Annotated in this window: 21 protein-coding genes; 9 read left to right on the forward strand and 12 right to left on the reverse strand. The window is 59.5% G+C overall.

Features of this window, described 5'->3' with window-relative positions:
* The first annotated feature begins 203 nt into the window (after positions 1-203).
* Positions 204-2225 (forward strand): transketolase, encoded by a 2022-nt coding sequence (gene tkt / locus OO25_RS04320; RefSeq protein WP_040169322.1) that lies wholly within the window; start codon positions 204-206, stop codon positions 2223-2225.
* A gap of 66 nt (positions 2226-2291) precedes the next feature.
* On the opposite strand, the gene OO25_RS04325 is transcribed toward tkt, so the two are convergent.
* A complete protein-coding gene (locus tag OO25_RS04325; protein WP_139044751.1) occupies positions 2292-2705 on the reverse strand; it encodes a hypothetical protein in 414 nt (137 codons plus the stop codon).
* Positions 2706-2745: 40 nt separating this feature from the next.
* Positions 2746-3717: a DUF808 domain-containing protein gene (locus OO25_RS04330; RefSeq protein WP_040178638.1), complete on the reverse strand. Its 972-nt coding sequence runs from the start codon at positions 3715-3717 to the stop codon at positions 2746-2748.
* Positions 3718-4000: 283 nt separating this feature from the next.
* On the opposite strand from OO25_RS04330, the gene gap reads away from it, so the two are divergent.
* A complete protein-coding gene (gene gap / locus OO25_RS04335; protein ID WP_040169326.1) occupies positions 4001-5002 on the forward strand; it encodes a type I glyceraldehyde-3-phosphate dehydrogenase in 1002 nt (333 codons plus the stop codon).
* Between the two features lie 102 nt (positions 5003-5104).
* Positions 5105-5248, forward strand: a complete 144-nt coding sequence (locus tag OO25_RS22920) for a hypothetical protein (RefSeq protein ID WP_040169328.1) — start codon at positions 5105-5107, stop codon at positions 5246-5248.
* A 69-nt stretch (positions 5249-5317) separates the two neighbouring features.
* On the opposite strand, the gene coaD is transcribed toward OO25_RS22920, so the two are convergent.
* From coaD to OO25_RS04355, 3 genes are all read right to left on the reverse strand, one after another.
* Complete coding sequence (coaD, locus tag OO25_RS04345) at positions 5318-5812, reverse strand: pantetheine-phosphate adenylyltransferase (RefSeq protein ID WP_014874824.1); 495 nt, start codon at positions 5810-5812, stop codon at positions 5318-5320.
* A 142-nt stretch (positions 5813-5954) separates the two neighbouring features.
* Entirely contained in the window at positions 5955-6389 is a 435-nt protein-coding gene (locus tag OO25_RS04350; protein ID WP_040169329.1) for a CBS domain-containing protein, read from the reverse strand.
* A 56-nt stretch (positions 6390-6445) separates the two neighbouring features.
* Positions 6446-7342, reverse strand: coding sequence for a LysR family transcriptional regulator (locus OO25_RS04355; protein ID WP_040178639.1), 897 nt, complete (start codon positions 7340-7342; stop codon positions 6446-6448).
* A gap of 131 nt (positions 7343-7473) precedes the next feature.
* Between OO25_RS04355 and OO25_RS04360 the strand changes: the two genes are divergently transcribed.
* The 3 genes from OO25_RS04360 to OO25_RS04370 all read left to right on the forward strand — a co-directional run bounded on the left by OO25_RS04360 (position 7474) and on the right by OO25_RS04370 (position 11030).
* A complete protein-coding gene (locus tag OO25_RS04360; protein WP_040169333.1) occupies positions 7474-8973 on the forward strand; it encodes a CoA-acylating methylmalonate-semialdehyde dehydrogenase in 1500 nt (499 codons plus the stop codon).
* Positions 8974-9186: 213 nt separating this feature from the next.
* Complete coding sequence (locus OO25_RS04365; RefSeq protein WP_040169335.1) at positions 9187-10215, forward strand: fatty acid desaturase; 1029 nt, start codon at positions 9187-9189, stop codon at positions 10213-10215.
* A gap of 215 nt (positions 10216-10430) precedes the next feature.
* On the forward strand, positions 10431-11030 hold the full coding sequence (locus OO25_RS04370) for a L,D-transpeptidase (RefSeq protein ID WP_040169337.1): 600 nt from the start codon (positions 10431-10433) through the stop codon (positions 11028-11030).
* Between the two features lie 262 nt (positions 11031-11292).
* Here OO25_RS04370 and OO25_RS04375 read toward each other — a convergent pair whose 3' ends face one another.
* The gene (locus OO25_RS04375; RefSeq protein ID WP_242406976.1) at positions 11293-13317 is read right to left on the reverse strand and encodes a UDP-N-acetylglucosamine-peptide N-acetylglucosaminyltransferase; all 2025 of its coding nucleotides are present in this window, start codon (positions 13315-13317) and stop codon (positions 11293-11295) included.
* 39 nt (positions 13318-13356) lie between these two features.
* Here OO25_RS04375 and OO25_RS04380 point away from each other — a divergent pair, with 39 nt between their 5' ends.
* Genes OO25_RS04380 through mmsB form a run of 3 tightly spaced genes read left to right on the forward strand, consistent with a single transcriptional unit; the run spans position 13357 to position 16428 of the window.
* Positions 13357-14502 carry an acyl-CoA dehydrogenase family protein gene (locus OO25_RS04380; protein ID WP_040169341.1) on the forward strand — a complete coding sequence of 382 codons (1146 nt, stop codon included), beginning with the start codon at positions 13357-13359 and terminating at the stop codon, positions 14500-14502.
* 7 nt (positions 14503-14509) lie between these two features.
* Positions 14510-15556, forward strand: a complete 1047-nt coding sequence (locus OO25_RS04385; protein ID WP_040178640.1) for an enoyl-CoA hydratase/isomerase family protein — start codon at positions 14510-14512, stop codon at positions 15554-15556.
* Positions 15553-16428 (forward strand): 3-hydroxyisobutyrate dehydrogenase, encoded by an 876-nt coding sequence (gene mmsB, locus OO25_RS04390; protein ID WP_040178641.1) that lies wholly within the window; start codon positions 15553-15555, stop codon positions 16426-16428. Before OO25_RS04385 ends, mmsB begins: the two co-directional genes overlap by 4 nt.
* Before the next feature lie 804 nt (positions 16429-17232).
* Here the strand turns inward: mmsB and uvrA are convergent.
* The 6 genes from uvrA to queA all read right to left on the reverse strand — a co-directional run bounded on the left by uvrA (position 17233) and on the right by queA (position 26497).
* Positions 17233-20109 carry an excinuclease ABC subunit UvrA gene (uvrA, locus tag OO25_RS04395; protein ID WP_040178642.1) on the reverse strand — a complete coding sequence of 959 codons (2877 nt, stop codon included), beginning with the start codon at positions 20107-20109 and terminating at the stop codon, positions 17233-17235.
* A gap of 110 nt (positions 20110-20219) precedes the next feature.
* On the reverse strand, positions 20220-21407 hold the full coding sequence (locus OO25_RS04400; RefSeq protein WP_040178643.1) for an MFS transporter: 1188 nt from the start codon (positions 21405-21407) through the stop codon (positions 20220-20222).
* Between the two features lie 193 nt (positions 21408-21600).
* Positions 21601-22995, reverse strand: a complete 1395-nt coding sequence (gene lpdA / locus OO25_RS04405; RefSeq protein ID WP_040178644.1) for a dihydrolipoyl dehydrogenase — start codon at positions 22993-22995, stop codon at positions 21601-21603.
* A 191-nt stretch (positions 22996-23186) separates the two neighbouring features.
* A complete protein-coding gene (locus OO25_RS04410; RefSeq protein ID WP_014874837.1) occupies positions 23187-23765 on the reverse strand; it encodes a DUF924 family protein in 579 nt (192 codons plus the stop codon).
* 137 nt (positions 23766-23902) lie between these two features.
* Positions 23903-25177 carry an MFS transporter gene (locus tag OO25_RS04415; protein ID WP_040169351.1) on the reverse strand — a complete coding sequence of 425 codons (1275 nt, stop codon included), beginning with the start codon at positions 25175-25177 and terminating at the stop codon, positions 23903-23905.
* Positions 25178-25426: 249 nt separating this feature from the next.
* On the reverse strand, positions 25427-26497 hold the full coding sequence (queA, locus tag OO25_RS04420; protein ID WP_040169353.1) for a tRNA preQ1(34) S-adenosylmethionine ribosyltransferase-isomerase QueA: 1071 nt from the start codon (positions 26495-26497) through the stop codon (positions 25427-25429).
* Positions 26498-26590: the final 93 nt, after the last annotated feature.

A 26590-nucleotide genomic window follows, 5' to 3' on the forward strand; every position in this document is an offset into this window, starting at 1 on the left:
GGCCTGTTTTGCATCCAGGGCGCGAATCAAGGCGGATCTGACGCTGCACATCCAGCTTAGTTCATGCAGGGATAAATTACCCCCTGTTTGCTTTCAACCACTTGCAGCGTCAACTTCGCGCAGGAAGCCGCGCAAACGCTTGATCTTTGCCATATCACTGCTATTGAGCGCTCAGTCTGCCGAAAACCCAGAGGAAAAATCCAGTGGATCTGACAGCCCTGCGCAACGCAAACCCCGAACATTGGACCAAGGCCGCGGCCATCCGTGCCCTGACCCTTGATGCCGTTGCTGCGGCAAATTCGGGCCATTCCGGCATGCCGATTGGCATGGCCGATGTCGCCACCGTCCTGTTTGAAAAACACATGAAGTTTGATGTGGCCAATCCCCAGTGGCCCGACCGCGACCGGTTTATCCTGTCCGCCGGTCACGGCTCCATGCTGATCTATTCGCTGCTCTATCTCATGGGGGACGCGCAGGTGACGCTGGATCAGGTGAAGAACTTCCGCCAGATGGGCGCGCTGACCGCCGGCCACCCCGAGAATTTCCTGATTGATGCGGTGGAAACCACCACGGGCCCGCTGGGTCAGGGCATCGCCAATGCCGTCGGCTTTGCCATGGCAGAAGAAATGCAGCGCGCGCAGTATGGCCGCAAGCTGGTCGATCACCACACCTATGTGATCGCGGGCGACGGCTGCCTGATGGAAGGCATCAGCCAGGAGGCCATTGGCCTCGCCGGTCGTCATTCCCTAGGCAAGCTGATCGTGCTTTGGGACAACAACAACATCACCATCGACGGCACCGTTGAACTCAGCGACCGCACCAATCAGGTGCAGCGCTTCAAGGCATCGGGCTGGCAGGTCATCGAAATCGACGGCCACGACCCCAAGGCCATCGACGAGGCGCTCACTGCGGCGAAGAAGTCGAAGAAACCGTCGATGATCGCCTGCAAGACGCATATCGCGCTGGGTCACGCCGCACAGGACACCTCCAAGGGTCACGGCGCGCTGACCGACGCCGACCAGATGCGGGACGCCAAGGCGGCCTATGGCTGGACCACCGGCCCGTTTGATGTGCCCGCAGACGTAAAATCCCAGTGGGAAGCCATCGGCCAGCGCGGCGCATCCGAACGCGAAGCCTGGGAAGCCCGCTTTGCCGAAGCCTCCCAGCAGAAGCAGGACCGCTTCAACCGTGCTTATGCGCTGGACGCGCCCAAGAAACTCTCCGCCACCGTCAAGGCGCTGAAAAAGCAGGTCTCCGAAACCCAGCCCAAGGTGGCCACCCGGAAATCCTCCGAGATGGCGCTGGAAGTGATCAACCCGATCATGCCGGAAACCGTGGGCGGCTCTGCGGATCTCACCGGGTCCAACAACACCAAGACCGGTGATCTCGGCATCTTTGACACCGATAATCGCAAGGGCCGTTACGTCTACTGGGGCATCCGTGAGCACGGCATGGCCTCCGCAATGAACGGCATGGCGCTGCACGGTGGCATGCGCCCCTATGGCGGCACCTTCTTCTGCTTCACCGACTATGCCCGCCCCGCGATGCGTCTGGCGGCCCTGATGAAGATCCCGACCGTCTTTGTCATGACCCATGATTCCATCGGCGTTGGCGAAGATGGCCCGACCCACCAGCCGGTGGAGCATCTGGCGATCTGTCGCGCGACCCCGAACACCTATGTGTTCCGTCCCGCCGACACCGTGGAAACCGCAGAGGCCTGGGAAATCGCTCTCACCTCCAAGGACACCCCCTCGGTGATGACCCTGACCCGTCAGAACCTGCCCACTGTGCGGACCGAGCACAAACTCAGCAATCTCACTGCCAAGGGCGGCTATGTTCTCGCCGAAGCTGAGGGCAAGCGTCAGGTCATTCTGATCGCCACCGGTTCTGAGGTCTCTGTCGCGATGGACGCCAAGGCCAAGCTGGAAGCCGACGGCATCGGCACCCGCGTGGTCTCCATGCCCTGCATGGAACTGTTCGCAGAGCAGGACGAAGCCTACCGCCGCAAGGTTCTGCCCGCAGGCCCCGTTCGCGTCGGTATTGAAGCCGCCATGCGCGCCGGCGGCTGGGATCGTCTGCTGATGGGTGAACGCGGCCAGGAAAAGAAAGCCGCATTCGTGGGCATGGACAGCTTCGGCGCCTCCGCCCCCGCAGGCGAGCTGTTCGAAAAGTTCGGCATCACTGCAGAGAACACCGTTGCGAAGGTGAAAGAACTGCTGGGCTGAGGCCCGTAAAATACTAGAAACAAAAAAGGGCTCCTGTCGGAGCCCTTTTTTTTTGGTTTGAACCACCTATTGCGCGTTGTCAGTTTCGGCCATTTCCTTCAACGTATCATAGGCTTTCTGTGCATAGTCCAAACGCAGCTCGTAGTTACCGCTGGCGACGATGAATTCTGGAGGTTCTATCCCCGCAGCAAGAAAAGCTTGCCTGATTTGAGTGCCGGAAAGCGGAATGTAGTCTGAAGACTCGCCGCTGAACTTGTTGAACAACCGGCCTCCGAACCAGCCGCTGCGTTCTTGTGCCTGCTTGGCAGAATGCAAGCGAAAGTGAAGAAAACCGTACAATTGTTTCACATCCATAGGCGCGAGATCCGCAGCCTTGCTCATTGCTGAGAATAGAGACGCCGCTCCGCCTGTCGTGACTTCAGCTGCTGCGACTTGGTTTGGGGTTGGACCGGAAAGAACCTTGATGATTGGCTTCTTCAACTGCGCGTCTCCAAATTTTCTACTGAGTAATCAATTTCTTTCAGTGCGCAGCTTTCTTCCCCGAAATCGCCGCAATCACCGGCCCCACAACCTTCGTCGCCAGTGGGATCAGAGCCAGCCCCCAGGCCAGTCCGAACACGCCGTCCATTGTGGCCTTGGCGCTCCACTCGGCAAAGCCCGCCCAGGCGGCAGGCACCGCGTGGCCGACGGCGTAGGCCCAGTCGTGGATGTGATGGCCCAGCCAGCCAAAGCCCAGCACCTCCAGCCCGTGAATGATGATGGAGCCGCCAACCCAGAGCATCGCGGCGGTGCCGACCACCGACAGGATCCACATCAGCACCGGCATGAATTTCACCAGCCCACGGCCCAGCCCACGCCCGATGGGCGTTGGTGCGTTGCCCGCCAGATACAGGCCCACGTCGTCCATCTTCACGATCACCGCAACTGAGCCGTAGACCGCCAGCGTCACCCCGATGGCGACCACGGCCAGTGTTGCCGCCTGCATCCAGACATTCGGCGCCTCAATGGCGGCCAGCGCGATGGTCATGATCTCAGCGGACAGGATAAAATCGGTCTTAATGGCGCCCTTGATCTTCTGCTCTTCCAGATGGCCGGGGTCCTTGACGCTCATATCTTCGTGGACCGCATGGCTTGCGTGCGGGAACAGCACGTGAAAAATCTTCTCGGCGCCCTCAAAACACAAATAGGATCCGCCTAGCATCAGCAGCGGCGTGATCAGCCAGGGCGCGAAATTGGCCAGCAACATGGCGACCGGCATCAGCAGGATCAGTTTGTTGAACAGCGAGCCGCGGGTGATGCGCCAGATGATCGGCAATTCGCGCGCCGGGGCAAAGCCTTGCAGATACTTCGGTGTCACCGCCGCATCGTCGATGATCACGCCTGCCGTTTTGGCCCCGGCCTTCCCCGCCGCTGCTGCCACGTCATCCACTGACGCTGCAGCCACCTTTGCAATGCCTGCCACATCATCGAGCAAAGCCAACAAACCGCTCATACCGGGATCCTTTTTCTAGTCGCGCGCATTTTGGCCCACCCTATCCTATCGCCTATCAGGTACAAGCCGTTGAGCCGCCCGTTTGTTTCCGCCGGACCTTTGATGCTGTCTTCATCTGCCACCCGCACCGACGGGTAAAACCGTTATCGCAATCAGTCATTTCCGTTACCGCAACCAGTCAAGTTTTGCGCTAACAGTCTGGAATAATGCCATTTTTAAGCTTTTGACCCGAGGGAATGGTCGCTATAGCGAGGACAATTCTTGCTCGCTTGGAGATACGCATATGACCATCAAAGTCGGGATCAACGGGTTTGGCCGCATCGGCCGCTGCACCCTGGCGCATATCGCAGCTTCTGGCCGGGACGATATCGAAGTGGTCAAGGTGAATGCCACCGGCCCGCTGGAGACCGCAGCACATCTGTTGAAATACGACTCCGTGCATGGCCGTTTCCCCGGTGAGGTGACCTTGGGTGAAAACACCATGAACCTCGGTCGTGGCGATATGCAGATGTTCTCCACCTACAATATGGACGAGCTGGACTGGTCTGGCTGTGACGTCGTGCTGGAATGTACCGGCAAATTCAACGACGGCGAGAAAGCCAAGGCGCATCTGGCGCGCGGTGCCAAGAAGGTACTGCTGTCTGCCCCCGGCACAAATGTCGATAAGACCATCGTTTTCGGCGTCAATGACGACAAGCTGCGCGCTGGCGACCGGATGATTTCCAACGGCTCCTGCACCACCAACTGTCTGGCCCCGCTCGCCAAGGTGCTGGATGAAACTGTCGGCATTGAAAGCGGGATCATGACCACGATCCACGCCTACACCGGGGATCAGCCAACCCTGGACCGCCGTCACGACGATCTCTACCGTGCCCGTGCCGCGGCAATGGCGATGATCCCCACCACCACTGGTGCGGCCAAGGCGCTGGGTGAGGTGCTGCCAAACCTCAAGGGCCGTCTGGACGGATCCGCGATCCGCGTGCCGACGCCGAATGTCTCCGCCGTGGATCTGACCTTCCGCGCCAGCAAAGAGACCAGCGTGACCGAGATCAACGCCATCATGAGCGAAGCCGCCAAGGGCCATATGTCCCGCGTGATCGGCTATGAGCCTGCGCCGCTGGTGTCGATTGACTTCAATCACACAGAACACAGCTCGATCTTTGCCCCGGATCAGACCCGCGTGGTGGAAAACAGCCTGGTCCGCGTTCTGGCCTGGTACGACAATGAATGGGCCTTCTCCGTCCGGATGGCGGATGTGGCTGTCGCGATGGGGCGTCTGGGTTAATCCCTGCGCCGGCACAGCGTGTTCTCCGGAGGCGCTGCGACTTGTAAGACACCGCCCGGTCAGGCATATCTGGCCGGGCGTATCTTATTTTGAGCCAGGATCATGACCAACAAAGTTGCCCTCTTTCTTGCGCTGCTGATCCTGATCGCTCTTGCCGTGGATCTCTCGCTTTATGGCAGCGAGCATATGGTGTTTCTGGGCAAACGCCTGTTTGAGCTGATCGACTGGATCGCCTTCTGGCGCTGATTTTTCGGACAGACAACAAAAAACGGCCCCAAACGGGACCGCCCTAGCATCCGAACAATGTGGCGCGCGTTACTTGGCCAATTGACGGCGCAGCTCGCTTTCGACCAGAGGCGTCACGAATTTCGAGACATCCCCCCCCAGCCGCGCGATTTCCTTCACCAGTTTTGACGCAATCGCCTGATGCCGCGCTTCGGCCATCAGAAACACCGTCTCGACCGAACTGTCGAGTGCCCGGTTCATGCCGACCATCTGGAATTCATATTCGAAATCAGCCACCGCCCGCAGCCCCCGCACGATGATCTGCGCGCCGACGTCGCGGGCACAGTCAATCAGCAGGTTCTCAAACGGATGGGCGACAATCTCGGTGCCGGTCTGCTCGCTCAGCTTGGCACATTCCGCCTCAATCATGGCGACACGCTCTTCCAGCGAAAACAATGGCCCCTTGTCGCGGTTGATCGCAACGCCGATCACCAGCTTGTCCACCAGCGCGCTGGCCCGGCGGATAATATCTATATGCCCCAATGTGATGGGATCGAATGTGCCGGGATACAAGCCAATACGCATGGGGCCTCTCCTGCCTGCTGGTTGGATGCGCGCAAGCAAACATTTTTGTCATCGGGGCGCAAGAGCGTGGAAATACCGAGCCGCTCCTGCGCCGTGACGTCAGGGCTTCGACACAGGCTTTGGCCGCCGTCGAAGCGTGGGGTCAGTGCCCCATGATCATGCCCTCAAGGGCATCTTTCTCCATCGCAACCTCAGCCAGCTGTGCCTTCACAACATCGCCCAGCGACACCAGACCGATCAGCTTGCCATCTTCCACCACTGGCATGTGGCGGAACCGTCCCTCTGTCATCTGTTTCAACACATCCTCGACATTGGACTGGCTGGTGCAGGTGACCAGCTTGCGGGTCATATATTCACTGGTGGGTTTGCTCAGACAGCCGGAGCCACTGCGGGCCAATTCCCGCACGATATCGCGCTCAGACAGGATCCCTTCGGCGGTCTCGCCATCGCTGGAGACCAGCACGGTCCCGATTTTATGTTCGCCCAACAGTTTGGCTGCCTCGGATATCGTTGCCTCAGGAGCAATGGTAACCACCCCAGAGCTTGCCTTGGACTTCAGAATCAATTGAACCAGCATAGGCGCTCCTTTTTGTAATTTTCTTGCGTACCACCAAGGGTTGCCCTATCGCGGCATCAAGTCAAGCCTTCCAGCCGGACCACTTCGTCGCGTATGCCTTTTGACAACGCCTGCGCAAAGCGATTGAGCCGGTCGCTGCGCTGATCGCCCTGATGACGCACCAGATAGAAACTGCGGCTGAGGCTGATTTTGTCAGTCAGCACTTTGCGCAGGGACCGATGCGACGGCAGCGTAAAATCATGTGCGACGCAGAGCGCGGTGCCCTCCGCCGCCAGTTTGATCTGCACTGACACCGAATTGGAGGCCAGCGCCACCCGCTCGACCCCAAGGTTGTTGAGGTAATCCAGTTCGCGATCAAAGATCATGTCAGGGATATAGCCGATCATCTTATGGTGCTTCAGATCCTCCAGCGTCTTGATCGGCGGATGCTCGCGCAGATAGTGACGCGATCCCACCAGGTGCAGCTTGTAGTCGGTGATCTTCTGCACCAACAGCTGGCCAGCGGTGGGCGCGCTGACCGTGACCGCCATATCGGCCTCGCGACGGCTGAGGTTGATGACCCGCGGCAGGGCGACGATCTGTATATCCAGATCCGGGTTCTCAGCACCGATCCTGGCGCAGACCTGCGGTAGCAGATAATTGGCACTGCCATCCGGTGCCCCGATACGGATCTGCCCAGACAACGTATCGCTGGGGCCGACCAAGGCCTCCTGCCCCGCGCGCATCGCCTGTTCTGCCGCCTCTGCATGACCCAACAGACGGTCCCCGGCGGCGCTCAGCGCATAGCCCTGCGGTGATTTCACAAACAGTGGCGTATCCAGCGCCTCTTCAAAGCGCGAGATCCGCCGACCCACTGTGGCCGGGTCCATTTTCAGGATCCGCCCCGCCCCTGACAGGCTGCTCTCCCGCGCCACTGCCAGGAAAACCCGCATGTCATCCCATTGTGGATCCATGAGCTTTCCTCCTCCTCCCGTCAACATTCTGTTAACCTTTGCGTTCCTGCAAAGCCTCTTTGAGATCTTTCCTCTTTTCCAGTGTTTATTGCAAGCCTAGGATATCGCCAAGATGAACAGAGGAGGATCCGATGAAAGAGCTCGGCCACTTTATCAACGGCAAACTGGTCTCCGGCACTTCGGGCCGGTTTGACGATGTTTTCAACCCCGCAACCGGCGAGGTGCAGTATCAGTGCCCGATGGCCAGCGCTGCGGAAACCACCGACGCGATCGAAAAGGCCGCCGCAGCGCAGCCCGCGTGGGGCGCCACCAACCCGCAGAAACGCGCCCGCGTGATGATGAAAATGGTCGCGCTGATGAACCGCGACATGGACAAGCTGGCCGAGGCGCTCTCCCGCGAGCACGGCAAGACCATTCCGGATGCCAAGGGCGATTTGCAGCGCGGTCTGGAAGTGGTCGAATATTGCATCGGCGCACCGCAGATGCTGAAGGGCGAGTTCACCGACAGCGCAGGCCCCGGCATTGACATGTATTCCATGCGCCAGCCCCTGGGTGTTGTTGGCTCCATCATGCCCTTCAACTTCCCCGCCATGATGCCGCTGTGGCATGTCGGGCCGGCCCTGGCCTGCGGCAACGCAGTGGTGCTGAAACCGTCTGAGCGTGATCCTTCCGTGCCGCTGATGCTGGCGGAGCTGTTTGTCGAAGCCGGTCTGCCCGAAGGTGTGTTCCAGGTCGTGAACGGCGACAAGGAAGCCGTTGACACCATTCTGGACAGCGAGATCATTCAGGGCGTGTCCTTCGTCGGCTCCACCCCGATTGCGCAGTACATCTACTCCCGCGCCACCGCCAACGGCAAGCGCGCGCAGTGTTTTGGCGGTGCCAAAAACCACATGATCGTGATGCCTGACGCCGATCTGGACCAAGCCGCAGACGCCTTGGTTGGCGCTGGTTTCGGCGCGGCTGGCGAACGCTGCATGGCAATCTCCGTGGCCGTTCCCGTCGGTGAAGAAACTGCCGACAAGCTGATCGAGAAGTTGATCCCGCGCATCGAAAAGCTGAAAGTCGGCCCCTACACCGCAGGCGACGACGTCGACCTCGGCCCGGTTGTGACCGCTGCATCCAAAGAGCGGATCCTGGGCCTGATCCAGTCCGGCGTGGATCAGGGTGCGACGCTGGTGGTTGATAACCGCGACTTCAAACTGCAGGGCTATGAGGACGGCTTCTTTGTCGGTGCACATTTGTTTGACCATGTCACCCCGGACATGGACATCTACAAGCAGGAGATCTTTGGCCCGGTCCTGTCCACCGTGCGTGCAGACAGCTATGAGGACGCGCTGAAGCTGGCGATGGACCACGAATACGGCAACGGCACCGCGATCTTTACCCGTGATGGCGACACCGCACGTGACTTCGCGTCCCGCGTCAACATCGGCATGGTCGGCATCAACGTGCCAATCCCGGTGCCGCTGGCCTATCACACCTTTGGCGGCTGGAAGAAATCCATGTTTGGCGACCTGAACCAGCACGGCCCGGACAGCTTCAAGTTCTACACCCGCACCAAGACCGTGACCTCCCGCTGGCCCTCGGGCATCAAAGAAGGTGGCGAGTTCAACTTCAAGGCGATGGACTGATTTTCAGATCAATCCGCTTGCAACTCAAGGCTCCGGTGCTGCCGGGGCCTTTTCTTATGGTATGTGCCCGCAATTGATGTTGCCACGCCGCACTCCCCATATTTCTGCGCACTTGCGCGTTATTTCGTCCCAATTGACCCGGATTTTACTTGCTCAATACCACCGGTAGTCTATCCGGTCTGCCAGAGGCAGTGAAACGACAGGCAGATAAGTATGTCCCAAAAGCAAAACGGGCCGCAGGCGGCTGAGAAGACGGCGCGTGATTGGGTCAAGATCCTCGCGCAATACCGCGAGCCCAATATGCTGCGCAGCCTGTTTGAATTGACTGTCACCGTTGTGCCTTTTGTCCTGCTCTGGGCGCTGGCCTGGTGGTCGCTCTCGGTCAGCTACTGGCTGACGCTGGGCCTGTCGGTTTTGATCGCGGCCTTCCTTCTGCGGCTCTTTACCATTCAGCATGATTGCGGCCATGGCTCGTTCTTCAGCAATCGGCGGCTCAGCGACTGGGTTGGACGCATCATCGGTGTTCTGACCCTCACGCCTTATGACGTCTGGCGCCGCACCCATTCGATCCATCACAGCACCCATGGCAACCTCGGCAAACGTGGCATGGGCGATATTCACACCATGACCGTTGCAGAATACCGTGCCGAAAGCCGTTGGGGTCGTCTGATGTATCGCCTCTACCGCCATCCGGTCACCCTGTTTGCAATCGGGCCTGGTTATCTGTTTTTCCTGCAGAACCGTATTCCCTATGGTCTGATGGGACAGGCCCGCTACTGGATCAGCGCGATGGGTACCAATCTCACCATCGTGATTGCGCTGGCCGCAATCTGGTATTTCGGCGGGCTGATGCCGCTTTTGCTGATCTTCGTCCCGGCGACCCTGCTTGCGGCCACCGCCGGGCTATGGCTGTTCTATGTTCAGCACCAGTTCGAGACCACCCAGTGGGAACAGGAAGACGACTGGCAGCTGCATGACGCGGCCCTGCACGGCAGCTCACATTACGTGCTGCCACCGGTGCTGCAATGGATCAGCGCCAATATTGGCATCCACCATGTGCATCACCTCTACAGCCGCATCCCGTTTTACCGCCTGCCCCAGGTGCTGCGCGACCATGCCGAACTGGCCGAGGGCAACCGGATGACCATCCGTGAAAGCCTCGCAAATGCCCGGCTGCATCTGTGGGATGAAAACAGCAAACGCCTGTTGTCCTTCGCCCAAGCACGTCAGCTCTACGGCTGATCACCACCAGTGGCACAGGCCAGGCCCGGCACGGCCATCCCGGCACCGCCATGCCTCTGCGCCGGTCCAGCTGCGGCAGGATTTTGCTGGCTTAGGCCTCCTCGCTCTACACAACCCTGTGAGGCCGACAAAAAAAATGTAGCCCGCCCCCTAGGAAATTGCCGCGCCATGCCTAATTTGGGGGCAAACGTCCGAGCAGACCGCCGAAGGATACCATGAGCAAACTTCACATGACCCGCCGTGCCGCCCTGTCCGGGCTTGGCGCCACATTGGCAACCCCGACCCTGCTGCGCGCGCAATCCAGCGACGCCTTCCCGGTGGAAGAGCCAAAGATCGAGACAGAAATTCCCGTCAAACGCAACATTTCTTCATTCCAGCAGCAGGCCTGGCAGGATCATTTTGACGAGCTGGGTGTGGGTTGTATGCTGGCCGATATCACCTCGCGCGCACTGCACTACTGGGGTGGCGATGGGGTCACTTACCGTTTGTTCCCCTCCTCCGTTCCAATGACCGAGGAATTGACCAAACGCGGTTACACCAAGGTCGTGCGCAAGGCCAAGAACCCAAGCTGGACCCCGACAGCCTCAATGCGCGAACGCGACCCCTCGCTGCCTTTGCGGATGGATGGCGGTCCCGGCAACCCGTTAGGCACCCGCGCCATGTACCTCAGCTGGCCCGCTTATCTGGTGCACGGTACCCATGACACCCGCAAGATCGGTCGCCAAAGCAGCTCCGGCTGTATCGGCCTCTATAATCAGCACGTCGAAGCGCTCTATGAAATGGTTGAGGTCGGCACCCAGGTCCGCCTGCTCTAGGCGCTGACGAAACCCAGCAGCTAGACCCGCAGCCCTTGCACCAATGTAGTGTGAGTGGCGCCAGTAATGAGTCCATTTCCTGCCAAGGTCACGGCTTAGGTCTAGCCTCGAGCAACCGGAACCAATCGGCTGCAAATCTACCAAACGCGCACCGGCACCCCGGGGCGCGTTTTTCTTGCAGTCAGCCAGCTCATTCGATCTCACGCGGACCAGCACCAGACAGCCGATGTCTCGTTACAATGCGCCAGCGTTTCTGCCGAGCCTAGACCTTCCCCTCGGCGAGACTCAGGTGATCCGGTTTCAAACCGTTGTCATACCGCAGGATCGCCTTTTCTATTAGCGCCTCGAAATCCCGAACGTATTGTTCAGTATTATAGAGCGGTGTCGTCGCGATATTGGCCTTCAGCTTCTCACGCAGCGCCTGAAGCTCTTCCGGCTGGGTGGCCAGACGCAACGCCAATGCGTGATACTCCTCATCCGTTTCGGCGATCAGCTCGGGGCAACCAACCGCCGACACAATGCTGGCTGCAACACGTGCGGCGAATTGCTCCCCCGGTTTCGTGACCACAGGCACACCCGACCACAGCATCTCACTCGCCGTGGTGTGGGCATTACAGGCAAAGGTATCAAGGAAGATATCCGCCAAGGACAGTCGCGCTACGTGATCTGGGGTGCTGCAGCGCCCGGCAAAAACGATCCGATCCGCGAAGACGCCCCGCGCCTCTGCTTCCTTGAGAATATTCGCGCGCACGATATCGGAAGCAGCCAAGAACCACAGTACACTGTTGTCCACCTGCTTTAGCAGGTCCATCCAAATATCAAATTCTACCGGCGAAACTTTGTTGTGATTGTTAAAGGAGCAAAACACCACCGCATCCTCCGGCAACCCCATATCGGCCCGGGTCGGCCGAGTCTCGGGATACTGCCGACTGTTGTCATTCACCTGATAACAATTCGGCATATAGAGTATCTTCTCGGAGAAATGACGGCGCCCCTCTTTCGGGACAGTGATTGCGTCAGCAAGAAAGTAATCCATCGTCGGCATGCCTGTGGTGCTCGGGTACCCCAGGTAGGAAATCTGCACCGGTGCCACGCGAAACCCGAAGATCGCAGGGCGGGCGTCTTTTGTATAACCTTTCAGATCAATGGCGATATCGAGACCATCCTCACGCGCCAACACAGCGACGTCCTCATCTTTCCGACCTTGGATCTGCCGGTAGCAGTCAGCGGAGCGCAGCACACGCTGACGCATCACATTGTCCGGTTCTTCGCTGTAGTCGTAGATAAAAATTTCGAATTTATCACGGTCGTGCAGCTCAAAGTGACGCGCCATCAGAAACATTGTCGCGTGATTGAAAAAGTCACAGGAGAAATACCCCACCCGGATTTTGCGACCGGCCACAGGCGTGCGGTCGAATTTGCGGGTCACCTTCCGCTCCGAGATCGTTGCTTTCTTCTTTGTCTTTGAAACAACTCGTTTCTTCTGAAAGCCACCGTCGTCAACGTAGAGCAGTGTAGTGAATGGGTCTCCATTGGCCGGATCATTGTCTAGGATCCTCAGCTTGTTTTTCTGATCGTCATAGACCGACCAGTCGCACAGATTCATTTGTGACTGTACCAACCGAGAAACATTCATCGCATTTTCGGGGTTCAGTTGGTACACCGTCTCAAAGAAGCCCACCGCATCGCCCAACCTGTCCATCAAAAACAGGATGGTTCCGATCGCGCTCAACCACTTTGGGTTTAAGGGTTCCAGCTTGAGCGCACCCATCAAATGCTTCAGGGCGAGTTCATATTTCTTTTCCTGCATGAAACTTGACGCAATCTCCGCATGCAGCGTGGCATTGTCCGGCTCAAACATCAGCGCCTGCGAGGCCAAGTCGCGCGCTCGTTTATAATCCGCCTCGACAAAGGCTTGGCCCGCCTCTGCCTTGAGCCGCACCACAGGAGATACGGCCTCGGCCTCCAATTTGCGACGCGCCGATTTTGAAAGATGTTTGGTGCGCAATGGCTTGTTCATCGAGAGTCTGCCCTCAGCTGATCCGCCGTGACTGCTATGCGCCACGGTTTTTGACAAATTTCGGCCAGTTTGAAAGAAAATGCCTAAGAAACGGTTCATTGCCCAGTCACCCGCACTCCTTGCAGCAATGCCCTTACTTTTCCGCCGGAACTGTGGATAAACCGACATTTCTGCACAGCAGCTTTGCACCGCTGCGGCTTGCCCTGCCGCCCTTGGGTCGCTAAAAAATAAACAACCGTTCAATTCATGACGACCCCGGCGGGTCATATTCGGGCCGGGCTGCGTTCACACGAGGGAGGACACACTGTGGATTTCGCATTGACCGAGGAACAGACCGCCATTTTTGATATGGCTTTCGCCTTTGGACAGGAGCATATCGCCCCCTTCGCCCGCCAGTGGGAGGCTGAGGGCACCATCCCGAAATCACTCTGGCCGCAGATCGGTGAGCTGGGCTTTGGCGCGCTTTATGTCTCTGAGGAGACCGGCGGCGCGGGCCTGTCGCGGCTGGATGCCACCTTGGTGTTTGAAGCGCTGTCGATGGCCTGCCCGTCGGTAGCCGCTTTCCTGTCGATCCACAATATGTGCGCCAAGATGCTCGACAGTTTTGCCAGTGACGAGATGAAAGCGCGGATCATGCCGGACATCCTGTCGATGAAGACCGTGCTCAGCTACTGTCTCACGGAACCCGGTTCCGGCTCTGATGCTGCAGCGCTGAAAACCCGCGCCGCCAAAACCAACGAGGGCTACACCCTTAACGGGACCAAGGCGTTCATTTCCGGCGGCGGCTATTCCGACGCCTATGTCTGCATGGTCCGCAGCGGCGAGGACGGCCCCAAAGGTGTCTCCACAGTCTACGTCGAGGATGGCACCGAAGGTCTCAGTTTTGGCGGGCTCGAGGATAAAATGGGCTGGAAGAGCCAGCCCACAGCCCAGGTTCAATTCGACGATTGCAAAATTCCCGCAGACAATCTGGTCGGAGAAGAGGGCAAAGGCTTCACCTACGCGATGAAAGGTCTCGATGGCGGACGTCTGAACATCGCCTCCTGCTCCCTTGGCGCGGCCCAGCAGGCGTTGACGATGACGCTGCAATATATGTCCGAGCGCAAGGCGTTTGGTAAATCCATTGATCAGTTTCAGGGACTGCAATTCCGCCTTGCGGATATGGAGATCGAACTTCAGGCAGCCCGCGTGTTCCTGCGTCAGGCGGCGTGGAAACTGGATCAGGGCGCGCCGGATGCGTCCAAACACTGCGCCATGGCGAAGAAATTTGTCACTGAAGCCGGATCCAAGGTCGTTGATCAATGCCTGCAACTGCATGGTGGTTACGGCTATCTTGCGGACTACGGGATCGAAAAACTGGTGCGTGATCTGCGCGTCCATCAGATCCTTGAGGGCACCAATGAGATCATGCGTGTGATCACCGCGCGCCATCTTCTGGCCGAAAACCACTGAGGCAGCCATGAGCGATATTGATATCCGCGTCACCGGCCGCGCCGGGCGGATCACCCTCACCCGCAGCAAGGCCCTTAACGCGCTGAGCTATGACATGTGCCTGGCCGTCGACGCCGCGCTAAAGGCCTGGGCCAAGGACGACGCTGTTGATCTGGTGGTGATGGACGCCGAGGGCGAGAAAGCCTTCTGTGCGGGCGGTGACATTGCCGAGCTGTACCAGACCGGCACCAGTGGCGATTATGACTATGGTCGCCGGTTCTGGCGCGATGAATACCGGATGAATGCGCGGATCTTCGAATACCCCAAACCGGTGGTGAGCTTCCTGCAGGGGTTTGTCATGGGCGGCGGTGTTGGTCTTGGCTGCCACGGCACCCATCGCGTTGTTGGCGACAGCACAAAGATCGCCATGCCCGAGGTTGGCATCGGCCTTATCCCGGATGTTGGCGGCACCTTGATGCTGGCCCTGGCGCCAGGGCGGCTGGGGGAATACCTTGGCCTCACAGGGGCGCGTATGTCTGCGGCGGACGCGATTTACGCAGGCTTCGCTGACCACTACATCCCCGAAACCCGCTGGCCCGAGCTGATTGCAGAACTGGAACACTCAGGCCGCGCAGATCTGCTTGCGGACGCCGCAGAACCCGTTCCCGACGGCCGCCTGGAGGCGCTGCGCGACACCATCGACCACAGCTTCGCCGGGGAGACTCTGGGTGATATTCTGACCACACTTGATCAGGACAACAGCACCTTCGCCGATGAGACGCTGAAAACCCTGCGCCGCAACGCCCCGCTGTCGATGGCCGCCACGGTTGAGCTGCTGCACCGGCTGCGCCTTGGCAATATGGGCATCCGCAAGGCGCTTGAACTGGAATACCGCTTCACCCATCGTGCGATGGAGAAAGGCGACTTTCTGGAAGGCATCCGCGCCCAGATCATCGACAAGGACCGGCAGCCCAAATGGCAATATGCCGACGGCACGGTGCCTGCCACGGCGGTCAGCCAGATGCTGATGCCGCTGGCGACGCAGACGCTGCAGTTTGAGGAGGAGAACACATGAACATCGGATTTATCGGTCTTGGCAATATGGGTGGCCCGATGGCGGCCAATCTTGCCAAGGCAGGCCATCGCGTCACTGGTTTTGACATGGCGGATGTCTCCATCGAGGGGGTGACCATGGCCGCCTCCGCCGCAGAGGCCGCGAGCGACGCTGAGGTGGTGATCACCATGCTGCCCAATGGACAGATCCTGCGCGCGGTTGCGGATGACGTCATCCCCGCCATGAGCGCGGGCGCCACGCTGGTGGATTGTTCCACCGTGGATGTCGACAGCGCCCGCTTGGTGGCTGATCAGGCAGGGGCCGCCAACCTGATGTTTGTCGACGCACCGGTCTCCGGCGGTATTGGCGGCGCCTCAGGTGGCACGCTCACCTTTATGGCCGGTGGCTCGACTGCGGCCTTTGCGGCGGCGGAACCGTTGTTTGACATCATGGGTCAGAAGGCTGTGCATTGTGGCGACGCAGGCGCTGGTCAGGCGGCGAAAATCTGCAACAATATGATCCTCGGCATCACCATGATCGGCACCTGCGAAGCCTTTGCCTTGGCGGACAAACTTGGCCTCGACCGGCAGAAGATGTTTGATGTGGTCTCCACCTCTTCGGGTTACAGCTGGTCGATGAACGCCTATTGCCCCGCCCCCGGCGTCGGGCCGCACTCCCCGGCTGACAATGGCTACCAGCCTGGTTTTGCCGCAGAACTGATGCTCAAGGATCTGCGTCTGGCACAGCAGGCCGCCCATAGTGCGGATGCGGACACCCCCATGGGAGCATTGGCGCAGGCGCTCTACTCCATGTTTGTCGAGGAAGAAGGTGGCGCGGGCAAAGATTTCAGCGCCATGCTGCCCCGGTTCGAGGCGCGCAGCCGTCACGATTGATCCAACAATAGCGGAAAGGCTCAGCAGAGACGAGAGACTGCGGCGTAGCCGCCACCGCAGGGGACCGGCCAGCGGTGCCTGCACAGATCGCCCGCGATTTTGCAGCAAAGACCCACGCCGCAGCCTTGGTTCTGCGGCGTTTTTCGGTGCATTGCCGTTTCAAATTAAAAACCCGCCAGAAATCTTTAGGCCGAAAAGACCATTCTAAAACCTTTAACGACGGATCTCAAAATTGCTGTTAGCAGATCCCAAATATCCCAGGCGCGCTGTTAAGAAATCTAAAATTTTCAATTTTACACCGCAAAAATTCGTTAACTTTCACCTAGACGCATGGAAAACGATATGCAAACCTGACATCGGACCACCGACACATCTGTGTTTGTCATACTATGGTGCGACAAACACCCCTTCCCTCCGGCAGCGTCTGGTCACCGGCTGAAGAATTTTCAGCATGGAACTGAGGCGTAGAAATTAACACCGGAATTAATGAGGAATAAGGAAGTGATTGAAAAAGCGGACCTCTGTAAATTCTCAATATAAGACACCACTAGCTGTTTTACCTATTTCGTCGCATTTACACAGGTTCGTTTGACTTCTGAAAAGAAGACTTCCACGCCAATTGGATTAAAGACTTTGGGTCGCGATATCTTCCGCCTGCACATCCTCGGTTGCAGGCTCTCCCCACCTCCACGGGTGTCGCGCCGTCCCAATCCAGCTCTGTGGAAAGCGCCGCTGACAGAATGTCGGCGGCGCTTCGTTTTTGGGGTCAGACCTGTCGCGGGACACCACAAACGCTGCGGCGGATCACTCCGCCGCGAGACTGCGGGCGTCGAGGATTTCTTTGAGGTAGTGACCGGTGTGGCTGCCCTTTGCTGCGGCCACATCCTCTGGCGTGCCTGCGGCAACGATCTCACCGCCGCCGTCGCCGCCTTCCGGGCCAATATCAATGATCCAGTCGGCGGTTTTGATCACATCCAGATTATGTTCGATCACCACAACAGAGTTGCCCTGTTCGACCAATTCATGCAGCACTTCCAAAAGCTTACGCACGTCTTCGAAATGCAGACCGGTCGTCGGTTCATCCAGAATATAGAGCGTCCGCCCGGTGGAGCGTTTCGCCAGCTCTTTCGACAGTTTGACCCGCTGCGCCTCACCGCCCGACAAGGTGGTCGCCTGCTGGCCCACCTTGATATAGCCAAGGCCCACCCGCATCAGCGCGTCCATCTTGTCCCGGATTGATGGCACCGCCTGGAAAAATTGCTGCGCATCCTCCACTGTCATATCCAGCACATCGGCGATCGACTTGCCCTTAAACTGGATTTCCAGCGTCTCGCGATTGTAGCGCGCGCCCTTACAGGTCTCGCATTCCACATAGACATCGGGCAGGAAGTGCATCTCGATCTTGATGACACCATCACCCTGACAGGCCTCGCAGCGCCCGCCCTTCACGTTGAAGGAGAACCGCCCCGGTTTGTAGCCCCGTGTCTTCGCCTCCGGCAGCCCGGCAAACCACTCGCGGATCGGGGTGAAAGCGCCGGTATAGGTGGCCGGGTTTGATCGGGGGGTCCGGCCGATGGGCCGCTGGTCGATGTCGATCACCTTGTCCAGATGCTCCAGCCCCTTGATCGTTTCGCAAGGTGCCGGGGTCTGACGCGCGCCGTTAAGGCGCATGGATGCGGTTTTGAACAGAGTCTCAATGGTCAGCGTGGATTTGCCACCGCCCGACACCCCAGACACACAGAGGAACTTGCCCAGCGGGAACTCCGCCGTGACATTCTTGAGGTTGTTGCCGGTGGCCTTGACCACCTTCACGGATTTGCCATTCCCCTTGCGCCGCACGGCAGGGATGGCGATTTCCCGGCTGCCTGACAGATATTGCCCGGTGATCGATCCGGCATCGGCAGCAATCACATCGGGCGTTCCGTGGCTGACGACCTGCCCGCCATGCACCCCGGCCCCCGGCCCAATGTCAAAGACGTAATCCGCCTCGCGGATCGCGTCCTCGTCATGTTCGACGACAATCACCGTATTGCCCTGATCGCGCAGGTTTTTCAGCGTCTCCAGCAGGCGATCATTGTCACGCTGGTGCAATCCAATGGAAGGCTCATCCAGCACGTAGAGAACGCCGGTCAGGCCGGAGCCGATCTGCGACGCCAGCCGGATCCGCTGGCTCTCACCGCCGGACAGGGTCCCGGCATTGCGGCTCAGCGTCAGATATTCCAGACCCACATTGTTGAGAAAGCCCAGGCGCTCGCGGATTTCCTTCACAATGGCGCGGGCGATCTCCTGCTTTTGCGCCGACAGATGGTTTGGCACATCCTCGATCCAGGCCAGCGCCTCGCGGATCGACATCTGTACCACCTGCCCCACATGCAGCCCTGCGATCTTCACCGCCAAGGCTTCTTCGCGCAGGCGGTAGCCGTCACAGCTGCCACAGGGGCGGTTGTTCTGATAGCGTTCAAATTCTTCCCGGATCCAGCTGGAATCCGTCTCGCGGTAGCGCCGTTCCATATTCGGAATGACCCCTTCAAAGACGCGGGTCACTTCATAGACACGGCCGCCCTCGTCGTAGCGGAATTTGATTTCCTCATCCCCGGAGCCACGCAGGAACACCTGCTGCACCTTCTTGGGCAGGTCTTTCCACTTGGTGTTCTTGTCGAACTGATAATGTTTGGCAATCGCCTCGATGGTTTGCAGGAAATAAGGCGATTTCCCCTTTCGCCAGGGTGCCAGCGCCCCGTCATAGATCTTCAGATTCTGATCTGGCACAACCAACCGATCATCAAAGAACAGTTCGACCCCCAGACCATCACATTCCGGGCAAGCGCCAAATGGCGCGTTGAAGGAAAACAACCGCGGTTCGATCTCAGGAATGGTGAAACCACTGACCGGGCAGGCAAAATTCTCTGAGAAGGTGATCCGCTCGGATTCCGGCACCTCTTCGCCCTCCGCCGCGCGGGGGGCCGTTTCCAGAATGGCGATCCCATCCGCCAGATCCAGCGCGGTGCGCAGACTGTCCGCCAGCCGGGTCTCCAACCCCTCACGCACCACCAGACGGTCGACGACCACATCGATGTCATGGCGGAATTTCTTGTCCAATGTCGGCGGCTCGTCCAGCTCGTAGAACTCGCCATCCACCTTCACCCGCTGGAACCCCTGCTTGCGCAGTTCCAGGAACTCCTTGCGATACTCGCCCTTGCGGTCGCGCACGATCGGCGCCAGTAGGAACCCACGGGTTCCCTCCTCCAGCGTCATGATCCGGTCGACCATATCCTGCACCTGCTGCGCCTCGATCGGCATCCCGGTGGCAGGCGAATAGGGCGTGCCAGCACGGGCAAACAGCAGCCGCAGATAGTCATAGATCTCTGTTACCGTGCCAACGGTGGAGCGCGGGTTTTTCGAGGTGGTCTTCTGCTCAATCGAAATCGCAGGCGACAGGCCGCTGATGTGATCCACATCCGGCTTTTCCATCATATCGAGGAACTGGCGCGCATAGGCCGACAAGCTCTCGACATAACGGCGCTGCCCTTCGGCATAGATGGTGTCAAATGCGAGGCTGGACTTGCCCGAGCCGGAAAGGCCGGTGATCACCACCAGCTGATCGCGCGGGATATCCACGTCGATGTTTTTCAGATTGTGCTCGCGCGCACCGCGCACTTCGATCGATTTCAACTCAGCCATACTGCCCCCAAATTCAACGCCAGCCACCCTTGCAGCCGGTGTCCGACCCTACAGATAGGGACTGCATCGCGAGTCTCCAATAGAAAAATGAGAACGGAGCGCGAACATGCTCAGATTGCTGCGGTTTGCCTCCGCTGACGGGCCAACATCGCATGCACGGCAAAGCCCCCGATGAACAGCATCAGGGCCATGGTCATCATCCCATGGTAGCCGCCAAAGGCAACTGCCGCCACCATCAGCGGCGTGCCGATCGCATTGCCCAGATTGCCAGCCTGGCTCATGGCGCCATTGGACTGCGCCTGCTCCGCCGCCTCGGCGTTCAGCTGCGGCACCGAGGCAAAGCTCGCCCCCTGCACCAGTCCGAAGGCCACCGCCAGCGCCATGCAAGCCAGCGGCAGACCGGGCGTCAGCAGCAACCAGATTGTGCCAGCGGCCGCGAGCAGGAACCCCGCCTGCACCACGCGCACCGCCGCCATCCGACGCAACAGCCAGACCCCCAGTGTCATTGAAGTGGCGATGCTGACCAGCGGCATGGCGCTGATCACCCACACGCGCGTGGCCGCATCCAGGTGCGGCGGCAGCACCGTCAGCAAGGCGACAAAACAGGTGGTGTAGAACAGCCAGCCCGCCGCTGGGGCCACTTTCGCCGGGGAGCGGTAGATCTCCAGATGCAGTTTCGGCAGATCCGCCAGCTTGGCCAGCGGCAAACGAGGCGGCACCTGCACCGTCTTCAACACCCGTCCCAGCACCAGCGCCAGCCCTGCCATCATCAGCGCATGGGCGCCAAACAGCGACAACAGGCCAAACCCCGCGACCAGCGGCAGGCCAAACCACACCAGCAGCGCGAAGGACACACCAAAGAACGTGCTCCAGATCGACAGTGCCGTGCCCCGATGACGCGGGCTACAGATCTGCGGGATCAGCGTTGGGGCGGCCACCACGATCCCCAGATGCGACAGGCCTTCGATCAGCCGCGTTGCCAGAAACAGACCATAGGGCAGATGCAGCGCCTGAAGCGCCGACATCACTGCCCCGATCCACAGCGCCCAGACAAGACTGCGGCGATACCCGAAGGAGGCAACAAACCCACCCGCAACCACGCCAAGCAAAATGCCGAGCACACCAACCATGGTCACCACCAGGCTAAGCGAGGATCCGGCCCCCGGATATAGCAGGCCCAGCTGATCAAAAATAATCGCGATCTTGCCATATTGCGCCGCGGCGCCCAGACCGGCGGCCCAAATGATCATTACCACACCCCAGCGGGTCTGTGGTTCATGGATATGGGGTGTGTTCATGGAGGCTGCCCTCATTGCAATCGCGCATTGCGCAGGAAATCCGCCAGGACCGGCCGAAGCGCAGGACATACCCCGCCTGATAGCGAAGCGCCAGACGGGCTGAACGCCTCAGCCTGAAAACCGCACGTAAAAACGCCCGAAGCGATGCCTCGGGCGTCCTGACGATCTTAATCAGACAGATCAGAAGATCTGCTTACATATGGATCACTCGATCAAAGGCATCCAGCACGCTCTCATGCATCATTTCGCTCAACGTCGGATGCGGGAAAACGGTGTTCATCAGGTCTTCCTCGGTGGTTTCCAGCTGGCGGCCGACCACATAGCCCTGAATCATCTCGGTCACCTCGGCCCCCACCATATGGGCGCCCAAGAGTTCACCTGTTTTGGCGTCAAAGATGGTCTTCACCATGCCTTCGGCCTCACCCAGGGCAATCGCCTTGCCGTTGCCGATGAAGGGGAAGCGGCCGACCTTGATGTCATAGCCCAGTTCCTTGGCCTTCGCCTCGGTGTAGCCGACGGAGGCGACCTGCGGCTGGCAATAGGTGCAGCCGGCAATGCTCTCGGGCTTTACGGCATGCGCGTGTTTGCCCGCGATCAGCTCCGCCACCATGACGCCCTCGTGGGAGGCCTTGTGGGCCAGCCAGGGCGCACCGGCGATATCGCCAATCGCATAAAGCCCATCAACGCCAGTGCGGCAGAATTCATCCGTGACGACATGGGTGCGATCAACTTTGACGCCGAGACCTTCCAGCCCCAGCCCCTCGACGTTGCCGACGATGCCCACGGCGGAAATCACCGTGTCAAATTCCTGTTTCTCGACCTTGCCGCCGACCTCGATATGGGCGGTGACTTTGCCCTTACCGCGGTCCAGCTGCTTAACCATGGCTTTCTCCATGATCTTCATGCCCTGTTTGACAAAGGCCTTCTTGGCAAAGGCGGAAATCTCCGCATCTTCCACCGGCAGCACCCGGTCCATGACTTCGACAACAGTCGTATCAGCACCCAAGGTGTTGTAGAAACTGGCAAATTCGATACCGATGGCGCCCGATCCGATCACCAGCAACTTCTTCGGCATCCGCACCGGATCCAGCGCGTGCTTATAGGTCCAGACCAGATCGCCGTCCGCCTCAAGCCCGGGCAATTCCCGCGCACGGGCGCCGGTGGCCAGCACGATGTTCTTCGCCGCCAGCTCCTGTGTGCCCTTGTCGGTCTTCACAGATACTTTGCCCCTGGCCGGAAGCGTCGCCTCGCCCATGACAACGGCGATCTTGTTCTTCTTCATCAGGTGGCCAATGCCGGAGGACAGCTGTTTCGCCACCCCGCGCGAGCGTTTCACCACCGCGTCCAGATCATAGCCGATGTTCTCGGCCTTCAGGCCGAAATCCTTAGCCCGCTCCATCAGGTGGAACACTTCCGACGACCGCAACAGCGCCTTGGTCGGGATGCAGCCCCAGTTCAGGCAGATGCCGCCCATATGTTCACGCTCGACAATGCAGGTCTTCAGCCCCAGCTGAGCGGCACGGATGGCAGCCACATAGCCCCCCGGCCCTGCGCCGATTACGATCACGTCATAGGTTTCTGCGGCCATGGTGGTTCCTCGCCAAGCTGGATCAAAAACTAGTTCACCGTTAAACTATTTCTCGCTGCACTGCAATCATCCAGTGCAGGCTCATAGCCGCCATGCAAGAAACAGCAACGCCGCACCCCGATCCTTGGGGCGCGGCGCAAAACCAGTGTCAGGTCAGGACGCGTTGCAGGCAAGCCCGAAAGGCAACCGCCTCAGCCTGCGGCCTGCAAACTGCGCATGGTGCTGCCATAGCCGCCAGCCATGACGTAGTCCATTTCCGGTGCCGTGCTGCTGCGCGACAGCGCCTCATTGCGATAAGGGAAGCGACCAAACTGCCGGATCACCTCGCGGTGGGCCCGCGCATGCAGCAGGTTGGAGGCACCGTTCTTGGGCATCCGCTCCAGCATCAGCCGCACACAGCGTTCCTGATCGCACAGGTTCTCCGAATGCATCAGCGGCAGGTAGAAAAACTGCCGCTGCGGTTCGTCGATCTTCATGTCCCAGGACTTGCTGATCGCACATTTCGCCGCCGCCAGCGCCAACGTATCCGTGGCAAAGGCCTGCGCCTCCCCCCGGAACATATTGCGCGGGAACTGGTCGGTCAGGATGATATAGGCCAGAACCCCCTTCGGCCCGCTGCGCCAGTGGTCACATTTGCCCTCGCAGGCGGCCTCCCACGTCGTCTCGAACCGGCGCCGGATCTCCTGATCCAGCGCGTCATCCTGCATATACCAGCCCTTCTCACCCGTGCTTACGAGCCAGAAGTCTAGGATCTCCTCAGGACCTGTCATAGGTCTGCCTCCACATAGATACCGTCCTGAAATTCAGACGCTTTTGCAGAGATTTTACAAGGGGAAGCGCGTCACGATTTGCGTCATACACGACAGTTTCGTGAAAATTTCACCACAAATCCCGCAAGTTAGCGCAATCACCCAGCTTCGGCGGCGGCTTCCTGCTCCTCGATTTCCGTCTCAATTGCATATTCCTGGGCAAATTCAACCACAACAGGCGACCCGGTTGGCGCCATCGGTGACATGATCCCGGTCTCTTCGGTCGGTATGGCGGGACGCTGAGTCGTGCGATAGCCGGCATAGACCGCCAGCAGCAGCAGCAGCACCGCCATGAACAGGAAGAACCCCGGCGCGCCGAACACACTGTCGCCCATCATCCAGCCAGTGATCAGCGGCCCGGCCACAGCCCCCAGCCCGTTGATGAACACCAGCCCGCCAGAGGCCGCCGGCATGTCGTCATAGTCGAGGTAGTCATTGGTATGGGCGATCAGCAATGAGTAGAGCGGGTTGGTCATGCCACCGATCAGGAAGGCCGCGACCAACAGGAAATTGAAGTCGGTCCCAAGTATCATCGCCCCGATGGCCGCAGCCCCGGCAACCGCTGCACCAAACAGGATCAGCACCCGGCGATCCATCCGGTCCGACATCCAGCCCAGCGGATATTGCATCACCACGGCCCCCACGTAGAAGGTCGCAACAAAGATCGAGATCTGCGTCAGGCTCAGCCCCGCAGAGGCGGCATAGACCGCGCTCATGCCGAACTGGGCCGAGAACACACCGCCCAGCAGAAACATGCCAACACAGCCCAAGGGCGAAGCATCCATCAGCTGGCGCAACGACATCGGCTTGGTCCGGTCAAAGGCAGGCGTCGGCGAAATCGACAGCAGAATCGGCGCGAAGGACACCGAAACCACCACCGAAGCAATTACGAAGGTCTCATAGCCCGACGGATCCCCCACCAGCATCAGCGCCTGCGCGCTGACAATGCCCACCATCTGCACGATCATATAGAGCGACAGCGCCTTGCCCCGGTTTGCATTGTCGGAGGCGTTGTTGAGCCAGCTTTCGGCCGTGACATACACGCCGGAGAAGCAAAAGCCGATCACCACCCGGCCCAGCATCCAGGCCACCGGGTTGGTGACCGCAGGATAGAGGATCATCACCGCCGAAATAAACGACGCCAGCGCGGCAAAGACCCGCACATGACCCACCCGGCGGATCATCTCCGGCGCCAGCCGCGACCCGCCCAGAAAGCCAACAAAATAGGCCGACATGACAAAGGACATCTGAAGGGTGGAGAACCCTTCAATATCGCCGCGCACCCCCAGGAGCGTGCCCTGAAGACCGTTGCCGATCATCAGCATTCCCATGCCCAACAGCAGCGCCCATGCGCTTGACAGCACCTGCCACATTGCCCGTCTCTCCTACTTCGCTTGTCTGTTCCGGAGCGCGCCAATCCGGCTCCGGCCCCGCGCCGGGGTCTTGTTTAAATGAATATCGGCGTCGCGAGTGCCGCGCGCCGTTATGGACCGGGCCTCATGGCAGTTTGATGACCACGCGACCCCAAAAACCGGGCGTGCAGATGGCAGACCCGGTGACGACAGTTCCCGACCCGACCAGAGGTCAGACCGGATAAAATCACTTCTTGCTGAAATTGCGCCTCAGGTCTGCGACAACTCCGCCATCGGCGGGATCAAAAGCGACGCATCGCCATAGGAAAAGAACCGGTATTCCTCTGCCAGGGCATGATCATAAATTGCCCGGATCCTGTCCTGCCCCATCAGCGCCGATACCAACATCAGCAGCGTCGACTTCGGCAGGTGGAAATTCGTCATCAGCGCGTCTGCCACGTGGAAGGTGAAGCCGGGATAGATAAAGATATCCGTATCCCCCTCCCAGGGCTGGATCGCACCCGATTGTGCCGCACTTTCGATCAGACGCAGCGCCGTGGTGCCAACCGGGATCACCCGCCCGCCTGCTGCCTTGGTCGCGGCAATCTCCGCCGCCGCCTCGGCGCTGACGCGGCCCCATTCGGCATGCATCCGGTGGGTGGTCACATCCTCCACCTTCACCGGCAGGAAGGTCCCTGCACCCACATGCAGCGTCACATAGCTGATCTCGACACCCTTGGCCTGCAATTCCGCCAACAGCGCGTCGTCAAAATGCAGGGATGCCGTCGGGGCCGCAACCGCGCCGGAGTTGCGCGCCCAGACCGTCTGGTAATCGGTTTTATCCTGCTCATCTGCGGGCCGTTTGGCCGCGATATAAGGCGGCAGCGGCATTGCACCCGCCTCCGCCAGAGCGGCATCAAAATCGGTACCACTCAGATTGAACGCCAGATGCCCCTGCCCATCCTCAATCCGCTCCAATGTCGCGCTCAGCGCATCGGAGAAAATGATCTCCTCGCCCAGCTTGACCTTCTTCAGCGGCTTCAACAGCGCCGCCCAGCTGCCATCTGCACCCGGATCCAGCAGCGTCACCTCTACCTTGGCGGCCATCGGCCCCTGTGCGGTGTCGCGGTGGCGCAGCCCGCTGAGCCGTGCGGGGATCACCTTGGTGTCATTCAGCACCAGCCGGTCGCCGGGCCGCAGCCACTGGCCCAGATTGGCCACGCGGGCATCGCTGATACGGTCGCCCTCCGCCACCAGCAGCCGCGCGGAACTGCGCGGCACCGCCGGACGGGTGGCAATGCGGTCATCGGGAAGATCGAAGTCAAAATCACTGAGTTTCATAAGCTGCGATATAGGCTGTTGCGCCACACTTGGCCAATAGGTTTTGCCCAGAAAACCGCCAAATGCCGCGCCGAAACCAGCCCCCGACCAAGA

The organism is Phaeobacter sp. S60 (assembly GCF_000826845.1).
GTDB classification, from domain to species: Bacteria; Pseudomonadota; Alphaproteobacteria; order Rhodobacterales; family Rhodobacteraceae; genus Phaeobacter; species Phaeobacter piscinae.